Raw genomic sequence first — 12,826 nt, forward strand, 5'->3', positions numbered from 1 at the left:
AAATCCTGCATAAATCCACCTTAGCCACTGCTCACATCCAGATTTGCATGTTAAAGAAAACCAAAGATTTTTCCCACCAGATTAGCTCATTTACTCGTTGAAATATTTGTTAAGCCATATCGGAGCAACTGATACATCACTTGAATTTTCATATTTATAAGCGTAAATTAAGCATATTTAGTTAACCAGGTTAACATTATTCCTTATGGATACTACCTCCCGCTTTAGATTTGCATTATTACGCTGTGCAAGATTGCTCGGGGATGAAATGAATGCGGTGTTAATTGAACACGGCTTAAATTATTCCTTATGGCAAAGTCTGGTCATTATCAAAATGAATGGTCAATGTACAGCACTGGATATCGCCCAGGAACTCAGGATTTCAAAACCTGCTGTAACCAAGCGTTTAAATACTTTGATTGAAATGAACTTTATTGAATCACAACCCATGACAGATAAACGCCAGAAATTACTGCAGCTGTCTGAAATGGGTGAACAACAGTTCCAGCAATGTTGCGGCAAAATTGATGTTTTGGAAGCAGAATTACTGCAAGACTTCAATAAAGATGAGCTGAAACGTGCTCATGCTTTTGTTTTAGAATTTATGCATTCTCTTCAGGCGAGAAAGGAGCTTCAACATGACTGAGGCTCCATCCAAGCTTTGGACAAAAAATTTTATTTTTCTCAGTGCAATGAACTTCCAGCTGGTTCTGGTGTTCTATCTCCTGGTCATTGTCAGTGTTGGTTATGCCTTAGCTGAACTGGATGCCACTACTGCACAAGCGGGATTAATCTCCGGTGTATTCGTGGTCGGGACTTTAGTTGGCCGATTGCTGATAGGAAAATTCCTGCCCAATCTGGGTGCCAAAGCCAGTCTGGTTGCTGGAGCCTTGGGCTTTTTCCTGTTCTCCGGTCTGTATTTTATTCCAGTGGATGTACCTTATCTGATTGCGATCCGCTTTGCTCACGGCTTTATGATGGGTGTCGCAGGGACTGTTATTGGAACTGTCATTGCCCAGACCATTCCAGCAACTCGACGTGCTGAAGGCATTGGCTACTTCAGTACCAGTAGTACGCTAGCCACTGCAGTGGGTCCATTCCTGGCGATCTGGCTAATGTCACAATATGACTATAAGGTGATTTTTACTTTTACTTCTATTGTGGCTTTCACCTGTCTGCTCTTCAGTTTTGGTGTTGATACTTCAAAAGTAAAACTGACTGCAAAAGCTGGTACGCAGCAGTCTGCTCAGCCTACTTCACGTCTGGCGCAGTTTGTTGAGCCTAAAGCTTTTCCTATTGCAGTTATTATTCTGATTGCTGGTGCATGTTATTCTGGCGTACTGTCTTTTCTTAACCTGTATGCCAAGGAAATTGATCTCTTGCAGGCAGCTTCGTTCTTCTTCCTGATGTATGCAGCCGCAATTTTGATTTCTCGCCCATTTACCGGCCCATTGATGGATCGTAAAGGCGAAAACATCATCATGTATCCTGCGATTGTGATTATGGCAATCGGTATTGGTTTGCTCAGTCAGGCACATAATTCATGGATGCTCCTCACTAGTGCAGCGTTATTAGGTTTTGGTTATGGCAATATTCAATCCATTTGCCAGACCATTGCGGTAAAAAGTACCACAATAGAGCGTATGGGACTGGCAACATCAACCTTCTTTATTGCTCTTGATGCTGCACTTGGTTTTGGACCGTATTTTATTGGCCAGTTTCTGGATCAGATCGGTTATCAGCATTTGTATTTGTATAGTGCGGTCATTACACTCAGCTGTCTGCTTTGGTATTATCTGCTGCATGGACGTAAAGTTAAAGCTGCTGCAACTTGATGACATGCTAAAAGCGCCGGCTAAATCGACGGCGATATTCTAACGGGGTTAACCCCGTTTTTTTATGGAATAATCGCCTGAAAGAGCTTGGATCATGATAACCGACATGTTGCATGATCAGATCCACCGCCTGTTCAGTTTCTTCCAGCCTTTTACGGGCTGCTTCAATCCGAAGGGCTTGCAGATACTGATTGGGTGGCACATCCAGTGCCTGTTTAAAACGTCTAATCAAAGTACGTGTGGTGAGGTTAAAACGTGTTGCCAGTTGTTCCAGATTAAGTGATTCATGAAAATGCTGTTCCAGCCAATCCTGTACTTTTTGTACCAGCTCATCATGATGCGTCTTGCCAATTTTTAGTAAGGAATAAGACAGCTGGCTGTCACGCCGGTAATCAATCACAAAGGATTTGGCTGACTGCATCGCCAGCTCAAAACCATAGTAGCGTTCAATCAGGTGCAGTCCTAAGTCAAACCAGGCCAGACCACCACCTGCACAGTAGATATGCTGATCCCGGCTAATCAGCTGATCGGCATGAAGCTTTACTTTAGGGTAAAGAGTCTGAAACATATCCTGAAAGCCCCAATGCGTGGTCGCCTGGCGATCATTCAAAATACCGGCTTCAGCCAAAAAGAAATTCCCCGTACAGTTTCCTGCAATCACTTTCTGCTGCCGGTCTGCTTCCTTTAAATAACGGATCAGTTCCGGATTCTGTTGCAAGGTTTCGATAATCGGTCCGGCAATCGTAGGGACAATGGTAATATCTACATCCTTGATATCTGCATAAGCTAAATGTGCCTGGATCAATATCCCATTAATACAACGGATCGCCTGCCCTTGGGTACTGGCAATTTCTACCTGAAACAGACGATGAATTTCCTGCTGCTGAATCCGGTTCCAGCTCACGCCCGCCATGGCAAATAAATCCACGACTCCAGTAATAGCCGATGCTAAAGCCCCATCAAAACCTAAAACCACCACCTTTTTCATCTGAATATCATTGTCACTTTTCACATCTTAAGTGTCATTATTGACAATTCTAAAAAATAAAAGCAACTACTAGTCTTAAACACATCATATAAATACTCGATTTAAAACTAAATATGACTCAACTTATCGATGACAAAGACCTGAATTTCCTGCTGTATGACGTTTTTAAACTGGAACAGCTGACCCAACTTGAACGTTATCAGGAACATGATAAAACCACCTTTGACAGTATTTTAGATACGGCCAAAGGCATCGCTACCGATTATTTTGCGCCGCACAATGCCAAAGCAGATCAGCACGAACCAACTTTTGACGGCAAAAAAGTCGAAACCATTGCTGAAGTCAAAACTGCATGGAACCAGTTTGCCGATGCCGGATTACTCTGCGCTCAACATGATTATAATGCCGGTGGTATGCAGTTACCGATTCTGGTCAATATGGCGTGTAATGCCTTTTTTATGTCCGCTAATCCATCGACGGTGGCTTATTCTTTCTTGACCGCTGCCGCAGCCAATGTGATTCAGGCTTTCGGCTCCGAGGAACAGAAACACACATTTGTACCCCATATGTTCAGCGGCCGTTTTTCTGGCACCATGGCACTGACAGAACCGGATGTCGGTTCATCCCTTGGTGATCTGACCACGAAGGCCATCCCTCAGGCAGATGGATCCTATCGGATTAAAGGTCAAAAGATGTTTATCTCTGGGGGTGACCAGGACATTACTGAAAATATTGTGCATCTTGTGCTTGCCCGGATTCAGGATGCACCTCAAGGCGTGAAGGGTATTTCCCTGTTTATTGTGCCAAAATTCAAGACCCGTGCCGATGGTTCACTTGATGAGTCTAATGATGTTCAATTGGCCGGCCTACTGCATAAAATGGGCTATCGCGGTACTACCTCGACGGTGCTGAGCTTTGGGGAAAATGACAATTGCTTAGGCTATTTGCTTGGTGAAGCAGGTCATGGCCTGAAATATATGTTCAAGATGATGAATGAAGCACGTGTCGGTGTGGGACTCGGTGCGGCAATGATTGGCTATCGTGGTTATCTGGAGTCCCTGAATTATGCCAAAAATCGTCCACAAGGACGTCCGGTAGCCGATAAAGATCCAAACAGTAAACCAGTGAATATCATTGAGCATAGCGATGTTAAACGTATGCTGTTGACCCAGAAGTCCTATGTTGAAGCATCACTGGCACTGTGTCTGTTTGCAGCCCGCCTGATTGATGAACATCAGGCAGCTCAGGATGAAGAGAGTGCTATTTTGCTGGATCTGATTACGCCAGTGGTCAAATCCTTCCCTTCTGCCTATGGCCCCAAAGCCAATGACCTAGCGATTCAGGTCTTGGGTGGTGCAGGTTATACCCGTGAATATCCGATTGAACAGTGCTACCGGGACAACCGTCTGAATCCAATCCATGAAGGCACTTATGGCATTCAGTCTCTAGATCTACTCGGTCGTAAACTGTGGCAACACAACGGTAAAGGTTTAAGCCTGCTCATGCAGCGTATCCAGAAAACTTTATCCGAGATTCAGGATCATAAGTTAGCTGAACTGGCAGAAACTTTTAAAAAGCATCTTGCGACTGTACAAAAAACCACGCAGGTTTTAGGTCAGGCTTTGCATCAAGGTCGAGTTGAGGTAGCATTGGCGAATTCAGGTTTATATCTGGATATGATGGGTAAAACTATTATTGCCTGGTTATGGCTGGAAATGGCGAATCAGGCACAGTTAAAATTTGCCTCGTCTGACTATGCAGAAGATCAACAATTCATGACAGGAAAAATGCAGGCAGCTCAATACTTTATCCGCTGGGAACTGCCTGAAGTTGAACATCAGGCACAATTACTGATGAACTTTGATGATACCTGCCTGAATATGCAGCCAGAATGGTTTTAAGATTTAACGAAAATGAATAAAAAATGCGCCCTGAAAGGCGCATTTTTTATTCAAAACTGGAAAATATTAAAAACTGGAAATAGTTAAGCTGCATTATCTTGTATGCCAAATTTTCTGAAAATCTGCTTGCGTTTAGCTAGCAAGATATTAGCTTTGTTCAGGTCGCCTTGATAATGTTGATACACACGCTTATCCATCATTTTATACCACAATGGTGGTATCAAAGCAGGAATCAGCATGGTCGCATAACCGCTTGGCAAGACAGGTGCTTCCTCAAAATTGCGCAATGCCTGAAACGGCCGGCTTGGGAACGCATGATGATCAGAATGGCGTTGTAACTGATACAGAAACAGGTTAGTAACAATATTATTATTGTTCCAGCTGTGTTCAGGCAAAGTACGCTCGTATTTACCTTTCTCAGTTTCAGCACGCTTCAAACCATAATGTTCAATATAATTGACAATTTCAAACAGGCTGATGCCATAAAATGCCTGTGTTAACGTATATGGAATAATCTTCTTGCCAAAGGTTTTCAGCATCAAGGCATGATAAGCAGCACTCATCCCCCAGCCATGAAACAATTCATTTTCCTTGCTAAAGAAACTCAAGCCTTTACGCTGTAAACGGCATTTTTCAATTTCAATTGCAGATTTAAGTCCACCAAATACCGTACGTGGCCAGAATTTGTAGAATGACTCCCCCATTTTTGATGAGGCAGGATCTTCAGGCGTCGCGACCCGTTTATGATGTCCATAAGGATGTTCAATCCGGAAATGGTTATAAGCCAATGGCATCAGGCTGGCATGTGACCAGTAGTGATCAGACTTATTCGGGCGGTGACTCAGTTCATGGGCGGTGTTTACACCAACTCCATTAATTGCACCCATCGAAATCCCGAGTAGAACCTGATCGGTCAATGAGACATTAGGGCGTGATACCACATAGCCTGCAAAGGTATTCGCAGCCATTTGCAAAGGAATAAACAATTTTACGATACGGTCATAATAAGGATCTTTGATCAAAGCTTTGATCTGATCATCGCTGGGATTATTTTCATCTTCACCAATCAGAGCATCTAGTGTCGGAATGATAACATGCAGTAATAATGGACCACCCAAGGCAAAAACTTTCTTGGTGACTTTCGGTCCAAAATGGTAGCCGGCCAAAATACCCATACCGATGACTGGTAGACCCGGACTCAACAGCCATCCGAAACGTTTTTTATCTAGCTGACGGCCCTTCAGCAACTGAGCGTCCTGCTCCAGGTGAATATTTGTGATTTTTGCAGGGGCATTCATTGCGACCCTCCTGTTTTATGTTACCCTGCCCTTATAGTTGAATAATTCAGCGCATGTGCACAGTTGTCAGCGTCCAGAAAAGCTATGTCAGCGTCTTTGTCCTGATCAGCCGATTTCTGACCTCAATTCACATGCAGATTTAAATAAAAATATCTTTTTAATTCAGAATAGAACACGCATGGATGCGCTTAGTAAAATTTTTGATGATATACATTTAGCCAAATCAGAATATATCTATCTGAATGTCTATCATCCTTATCGACTAACATACAAGCATGAACCGTCCATGCTGGCCTATGTGATTTTGCATGGACAGGCACAGCTCAGCTTTGAAGATTCAGACCATGTCATTGTCTTACAGCAGGGTGATCTGATTCTGCTTCCATCTGCCAAAGCGCACCAGCTGCATTGTCCAAATGATCAAGAACTAACACAAAGTAGTCCCATTAACAGCTTCTTTGCTTCACATTCCCAGCAAAGTATTGATTTCGGTCAGGTCCAGCCACAACGCAGCTTTATTCTGGCGATTCGTTCAAAAATGGATATCCAGATGGCGCGACCGCTAATTACCTCTTTGCCGGATTATCTGCATATCCAGCATATTTTGAGTGATTCAGCCCCGGAATGGTTACAGATCGGATTACAGTTCCTGGCTTTAGAAACCCAGAATACACGTCCGGGCCGTGACCGTATTCTCGATCATTTGGTCAGTATTTTACTTATTGAATGTGTGCGGGATTATATTTTGAATGCCCGGCATACCTCCAGCTGGTTAAATGCCTTAAGCCATCCTGAACTTTCCAGTGCCTTAGCTGCCATTCATGGCCAGCCAGAACAGAGCTGGACCGTTGAAAGTCTGGCCGAACAATGTCATATGTCACGTTCCAAATTTGCACAATTGTTTACGCAAGTGGTCGGTGAACCGCCTTTGGCTTATCTGCAACAGCACAGGATGCGTCTGGCAGCACGTTATTTAAGAGATGGCTTAATGACCGTACAACAGATTGCGCATCGCGTAGGTTATTCTTCAGAAACTGCATTTAGTCAGAGTTTTAAAAAGCAGTTTGAACTGACTCCGAGCCAGTATCGTCAGCAGCATCAGGGTCAATAATAGGCGAGAAGATTATTTTACCAGTTCTAAAATGGCAGTCACAGGATCTTCACTATTCCCTGAAAGTAGTTGCTTATGCATGGTCAGATGCTGCATCGCCTGAATCTGTGCTGCTCCAACATTCATTAACGCTTCAATTTCGGCAGCAAGATTCTCAGGGGTTGCTTCAGATTGAATCAGCTCCTGAATCACTTTCTTGCCCGCAATAATATTTGGCAATGAATAGTACTGAATTTTCACCAGAAGTTTAACAATACGATAAGTCAGCCAATGTAACTTATAGAAAGTCACCATTGGGCGATGTAACAACATTGCTTCCAGAGTTGCTGTTCCCGATGCCAAAGCAACAATATCTGCTGCATTCATGACCTGACGACCGATTTTAGAATCGCTACCGGTATTTTCCATCAGACGAATTCGGGTCTGTAAGCTTTCTGGATAAGTTTGCAGCAAGGCTTTAATTTGCTGCTTACGTGCATCATTGATGGCAGGAATCAGGAAGATATATTCAGGATGTTTTTGTTGCAAAATTTGTGCAGTATCCAGCACCAATGGCCCAAGACGTTCAATTTCTCCACGCCGGCTGCCTGGCAGCAAGGCAATATATTTCTGAGCAGGATCGAGTCCCAGCTCCTGCTTTGCTTCAGCCAGTGGATTCTGTATCGGCAATTGACTCGCTAATGGATGACCGACAAATGCAGCGGGTACCTGCCATTTATGATAAAAGACTTTTTCAAATGGAAATAAACACAGTACCAGATCGATACTGGCTTTAATGCCATGTACACGTCCCTGACGCCACGCCCAGACGGATGGGCTGACATATTGAACGGTTTTGATCGGCAACTGTCGTTGCTTGATGCTCTTGGACAAACGCAGGTTAAAATCTGGTGCATCAATGCCGATAAATACATCGACTGGATCTTTCGTCCAGGCCTCCACCAGTCCATCACGTACAGCAAACAGCTTACGGATATCTTTTAAGACTTCAACAATACCCATTACCGATAGAATATCCATTGGATAATAGCTTTTAAAACCTTCTGCAATCATCTGTGGACCACCAATGCCCTCAAATTCAGCATCAATCCCCTGCTCACGAAAACGACGAATCAGACTGGCACCTAAGGTATCTCCCGATACTTCACCCACGACGATTCCAATTTTAAGCTTCCGTTTTTGCAAGATGTGATCCTCAAAGAATTGCTGTCAGCATATTAGCATAAGACGAAAAATTTAAGGCTGAACTTGATTCTGATCTGCATGAATTGGTTTAAAAATGATGAATCTAAGAATTTAAAGCGCTACATCTACAAATATAATGATGACTACAGGGATTTTCTGAATTCACTTTAGATAAGAATGACCAGGATCACCATGACTACAAATATGCTCAATTGAAAAATGATATAAAGAATGATCTACCAAACTTCTAATTTCCCTTATCACGACCAGCCTATTTTTAAATCAAATAAATTTGCTTATTTTAATAAAGAAGAAATTTTATACTATTAATTATATTTCATGAATTCAATTCCATTTATCTTCCTCGTATTTCCTAACTATAAGAAAATTCTTTAGAAAGCTTACCGGACTTATCCTTTAGACCAGTTTTTTCGATAATAAAACACCTCATTAATCACTTGCTTTATCTTATTTTGGAATAAGCAAATCATTAATCAAGACAACTACTTATCTTTAATAGTCATAAGATATGCTCGTTTTTTGATATTGGCATATATAGATGTTTGGTCCGATTGAGTTTATTTTAGCAGGTGTGTTAGTTGGTTTCTGTGTAGGGATTACTGGTGTCGGCGGTGGTTCACTGATGACCCCTATTTTAATCAGCCTATTCCGGATTGAACCGCACATTGCAATCGGTACTGACCTTCTATATGCCGCAATCTCTAAATTCTGCGGTTCTTTTGTCCATGCAAAAAAAATGAATATTATCTGGCCCATTGTGATCTGGCTGGCAATCGGCAGTATTCCTGCCTCATTTGCAACCCATTGGGTACTTGAGAACTATCTCAGTCAATCTACCCACTATAAAGCAGTACTCACCATGGTACTCGGTTTTATGCTAACGCTGACCGGTATTTCTATTGTATTCCGCGCTTCAATTGAGAAGTTCTTTAATAAATACCGTAAACAAGAACTGCCAGATATGACCCAGGATCTGGAAAAGGTCGATTTTAAATCTGGCAAAAAACGCGCCCTGATTATCATCATGGGAATCGTGCTTGGTGTTTTTGTGACCTTGTCTTCAGTGGGCGCAGGGGCATTCGGTATTATGGCATTGATTCTGATGTTCCCGAATTTGCCGATGATTCGTATTATCGGTTCTGACGTGGTGCATGCCGTACTTCTAACTTTAGTCGCAGGCTTGGGCCATATGAGCGCAGGTAATGTAGACTTTGCTTTGTTAGGCTGGTTACTGGTGGGTTCTATTCCTGCAATCGTAATCGGCACATTGATCAGTTCACGTATGCCTGAGAAAATTATCCGTAAAATTCTGGGTGTTACCCTGTTCTGTCTAGGTGTGAACTTTATGCTCAATCCAGTCAAATCCAAACCTGCCCAACCTGCTCAACCCGAGTTGGTCACCGAAGCAGAAAAATCTCAGGCCGTTTAAACTAAACCTCAGATTCATCACTTTTTTTTCAAAGATTTATTCATCTTTTTTATAACAAAGTGACGCATCATTCATGTTATATTCGGGCTATTAAACAACCTTTTGTATGATCGAACCAGTGACGGCAATGAATACACTACAGTCAAATCCTATTTCACAATCAGATATTGATGATGTGAATATCCAAAGCATGATTCCTCTTGTAACTCCAGCACAATTAAAGACTGAGTTGCCTTTGACTGAGAATGCTTATCAAACCGTACTGAAAGGTCGTGAAACGATTCGCAATATTCTTGATGGCAATGATAAACGTCTTTTTGTCGTGATTGGTCCATGTTCAATTCATGACCCTGAAGCTGCCAAAGAATATGCTGAGCGCCTGAAAGTGCTGAGCGAAAAAGTGAAAGACAGCCTGTATCTGGTAATGCGTGTGTATTTTGAAAAACCACGTACTACCATTGGCTGGAAAGGTCTGATCAATGACCCGGACATGAATGACTCGTTCAATATTGAAAAAGGTCTGCGCATTGGCCGTAAGCTTTTACTTGAGCTGAATGAAAAAGGTCTGCCATGTGCGACTGAAGCACTTGATCCAAACTCACCACAGTATTATCAGGATTTAATTTCATGGTCAGCGATTGGTGCACGTACTACCGAAAGCCAGACTCACCGTGAAATGTCATCTGGCCTGTCTTCACCAGTAGGTTTCAAAAACGGTACTGATGGCGGCCTGACTGTTGCAACCAATGCCATGCAATCCGTGAAACACGGTCATAGCTTCCTCGGTCTGAACGATCAAGGTCAGGTTGCAGTCATTCGTACTTCTGGTAACCCATATGCTCACGTAGTACTTCGTGGTGGCAATGGCAAACCGAACTATGATGCAGGTTCTGTTGCAGAAGCTGAGACTGCTTTGGCAAAAGCGAAAGTTAGTACCAAAATCATGATTGACACCAGTCATGCAAACTCAAATAAAGACCCGTACTTACAACCATTAGTGCTAAAAAACATCACTGAACAAATTATTGATGGAAATAAATCAATTGTTGGTATTATGGTAGAAAGTCATCTTAAAGGTGGTCGTCAGGATATCCCGGCTAACCTTTGTGATCTGGAATACGGCAAATCAGTGACTGATGGCTGTATCGACTGGGAAACGACTGAAAAGGCATTACTTGATATGCATGAGGCGTTAAAGGACGTTTTACCGAATCGCTAAGCGATTGATCAAAGCGCCATCGTAAGATGGCGTTTGCATTTCTACATAAGGAAAATGATCTGATGAATGAAATTGAAACTGCACTCTGTCAAATTAATAATTTTCAATTCATCCATGAGCACCTGTTTACTTCAGGCCAGCCAACAGCAGAACAGCTTAAGCTAATAAAGGAATACGGGATCTCGACCGTTATCAATGTAGCTTTGAGCGATGCAGAGCCTCACCTGGACCATGAAGATAAAATCTGTCTGGAGCTTGGTCTCAACTATATCCAGCTGCCAATTTCCTGGGAAATGCCATCCGATGATCAATGCTTGCTCGTGCTGGACATGATTGATCATCTAGTTAAGCAACAAGCCGTTTGGGTACATTGCAACCAGAACTTCCATGTCAGCAGCCTGATGTATTTATATCGCCAATACTATATGGATATGGATCTACCGACGGCGCAAGCAAGTCTGCATCAGGTTTGGGAACCGAATGACACCTGGACGGGTCTATTGCATGCTGTTGCCTTACAGCTACAAGGCCGTAAAGCAACTGAAGAACTTAAACTGGCAATGATTAATCCTGATCACTTTGCATGAGCGATCAGGACCGTCGCCATAGACAGAATGCCTTCCTGACGCCCGGTAAAGCCCAGCTTTTCTGTTGTCGTCGCCTTAACGCTAATCTGGGTTACATCTACTTCTAGTACATCTGCAATGCTTTGACGCATTTCCAGATTATGCTTTGCCAGTTTTGGACGTTCACAGGCCACAGTAATATCTGCATTATTCAATACATAACCACGATCCAAGATTAGCTGATACACGTGCTTCAACAATACACGACTGTCAGCACCTTTAAAGTTAGGATCCGTATCTGGAAAATGCTGACCGATATCTTCCAGCGCCAATGCACCTAATAAAGCATCACATAATGCATGTAATACAACGTCACCATCCGAGTGTGCTTTGAGGCCATGGGTATGTGGGATTTTCACGCCTGCCAGTGTGACAAAATCACCTTCTTCGAATGCATGCACATCCAGCCCCTGACCAATTCGAATTTGTGCAACCACTGTTTTCATCCTTAGAAATAACCAATTGAAATCTTGTACACTTCGTTTCTATTTCGCTATAGTTAGACCAAGCGTAACACAGTGAAAGTATAAGCGATCATGCTGCTGAAAACTGATATAAAAATGATGAAACTTCTGGGTCTCATGCTGGGTTTGAGCACTTTGGCAACAGGTGCTGCAGCATCCGTACGTCCGCTAGAATGTTCAGATAGCTCACAAGCCAGTAAAGCAACTTCGACGCTGTGTTCCGTGCCTCTGGCTGAATTTAGAAAAAATCTGGCGAGCCAGTATCTCACGGCCTACCTGATTACTGATGCACCTTTAAGTATTATTCAGGATACGCATCAATTATGGCTAAACCGCTTACAACAGTGCAAAACACTAGATTGTTATAAACAGCAGTTTGATGTGCGTCTAGATGATCTGAATATCTTTATTTCTTTGAATCAAAGCCTGACCCAGCATTATTTAAAATTTGAACAGGGCCAGATTGCCAAACAGCCAGTACACCTGAAAATCCATCAGCTCAGTAAAGACCGCATCAAGATCGAAGGTATTGCCTATCGCAGTCCTAAAAACCGTATAGATACTCAAACTATCCCTTTTTTAGCTTATACCACTCCTGAAGCTAAAACTGAAATCACTGATAACGAAAACGACTGTAAGTATGAATTCCACTATACCAAGGCCCTTCTTTCGGTAAAAACCCAGCAGAAAGGCTGTGAACGCTTTAGCGGTGTCTATCGCCTATATGACTAAAACTCATTCAATTAAGA

12 protein-coding genes are annotated in these 12,826 nt (G+C 42.7%); 8 read left to right on the forward strand and 4 right to left on the reverse strand.

Going from position 1 to position 12,826, the window contains the following annotated elements; genetic code table 11:
* Positions 1–205: 205 nt before the first annotated feature.
* Positions 206–646 (forward strand): MarR family winged helix-turn-helix transcriptional regulator, encoded by a 441-nt coding sequence (locus ACS72_RS02260; RefSeq protein ID WP_034593046.1) that lies wholly within the window; start codon positions 206–208, stop codon positions 644–646.
* Complete coding sequence (locus ACS72_RS02265; RefSeq protein ID WP_008307414.1) at positions 639–1,835, forward strand: MFS transporter; 1,197 nt, start codon at positions 639–641, stop codon at positions 1,833–1,835. Before ACS72_RS02260 ends, ACS72_RS02265 begins: the two co-directional genes overlap by 8 nt.
* A 7-nt stretch (positions 1,836–1,842) precedes the next feature.
* On the opposite strand, the gene ACS72_RS02270 is transcribed toward ACS72_RS02265, so the two are convergent.
* Positions 1,843–2,823 (reverse strand): GlxA family transcriptional regulator, encoded by a 981-nt coding sequence (locus tag ACS72_RS02270; protein ID WP_034593049.1) that lies wholly within the window; start codon positions 2,821–2,823, stop codon positions 1,843–1,845.
* A gap of 113 nt (positions 2,824–2,936) precedes the next feature.
* On the opposite strand from ACS72_RS02270, the gene ACS72_RS02275 reads away from it, so the two are divergent.
* Positions 2,937–4,724, forward strand: a complete 1,788-nt coding sequence (locus ACS72_RS02275; RefSeq protein WP_048881103.1) for an acyl-CoA dehydrogenase — start codon at positions 2,937–2,939, stop codon at positions 4,722–4,724.
* Between the two features lie 83 nt (positions 4,725–4,807).
* Here ACS72_RS02275 and ACS72_RS02280 read toward each other — a convergent pair whose 3' ends face one another.
* Positions 4,808–6,022 carry an alkane 1-monooxygenase gene (locus ACS72_RS02280; RefSeq protein WP_048881104.1) on the reverse strand — a complete coding sequence of 405 codons (1,215 nt, stop codon included), beginning with the start codon at positions 6,020–6,022 and terminating at the stop codon, positions 4,808–4,810.
* A 178-nt stretch (positions 6,023–6,200) separates the two neighbouring features.
* Between ACS72_RS02280 and ACS72_RS02285 the strand changes: the two genes are divergently transcribed.
* On the forward strand, positions 6,201–7,133 hold the full coding sequence (locus ACS72_RS02285; protein ID WP_048881115.1) for an AraC family transcriptional regulator: 933 nt from the start codon (positions 6,201–6,203) through the stop codon (positions 7,131–7,133).
* A gap of 12 nt (positions 7,134–7,145) precedes the next feature.
* Here the strand turns inward: ACS72_RS02285 and lpxB are convergent, their stop codons facing one another.
* On the reverse strand, positions 7,146–8,318 hold the full coding sequence (lpxB, locus tag ACS72_RS02290) for a lipid-A-disaccharide synthase (protein WP_048881105.1): 1,173 nt from the start codon (positions 8,316–8,318) through the stop codon (positions 7,146–7,148).
* A gap of 559 nt (positions 8,319–8,877) precedes the next feature.
* Here lpxB and ACS72_RS02295 point away from each other — a divergent pair.
* The 3 genes from ACS72_RS02295 to ACS72_RS02305 all read left to right on the forward strand — a co-directional run bounded on the left by ACS72_RS02295 (position 8,878) and on the right by ACS72_RS02305 (position 11,574).
* Positions 8,878–9,768, forward strand: a complete 891-nt coding sequence (locus ACS72_RS02295) for a sulfite exporter TauE/SafE family protein (RefSeq protein WP_004809572.1) — start codon at positions 8,878–8,880, stop codon at positions 9,766–9,768.
* Positions 9,769–9,895: 127 nt separating this feature from the next.
* On the forward strand, positions 9,896–10,987 hold the full coding sequence (locus tag ACS72_RS02300; RefSeq protein WP_111810749.1) for a 3-deoxy-7-phosphoheptulonate synthase: 1,092 nt from the start codon (positions 9,896–9,898) through the stop codon (positions 10,985–10,987).
* Between the two features lie 62 nt (positions 10,988–11,049).
* On the forward strand, positions 11,050–11,574 hold the full coding sequence (locus tag ACS72_RS02305) for a protein tyrosine phosphatase family protein (protein ID WP_004809577.1): 525 nt from the start codon (positions 11,050–11,052) through the stop codon (positions 11,572–11,574).
* On the opposite strand, the gene ispF is transcribed toward ACS72_RS02305, so the two are convergent.
* Positions 11,562–12,050 carry a 2-C-methyl-D-erythritol 2,4-cyclodiphosphate synthase gene (ispF, locus tag ACS72_RS02310; RefSeq protein WP_048881106.1) on the reverse strand — a complete coding sequence of 163 codons (489 nt, stop codon included), beginning with the start codon at positions 12,048–12,050 and terminating at the stop codon, positions 11,562–11,564. The two genes, ACS72_RS02305 and ispF, sit on opposite strands and share 13 nt — an antisense overlap.
* A gap of 99 nt (positions 12,051–12,149) precedes the next feature.
* On the opposite strand from ispF, the gene ACS72_RS02315 reads away from it, so the two are divergent.
* A complete protein-coding gene (locus tag ACS72_RS02315) occupies positions 12,150–12,809 on the forward strand; it encodes a hypothetical protein (RefSeq protein WP_004809580.1) in 660 nt (219 codons plus the stop codon).
* The last annotated feature ends 17 nt before the right edge of the window (positions 12,810–12,826 follow it).

Origin of the sequence: Acinetobacter sp. VT 511 (genome assembly GCF_001077515.1) — a bacterium.
Taxonomy (GTDB): domain Bacteria; phylum Pseudomonadota; class Gammaproteobacteria; order Pseudomonadales; family Moraxellaceae; genus Acinetobacter; species Acinetobacter schindleri.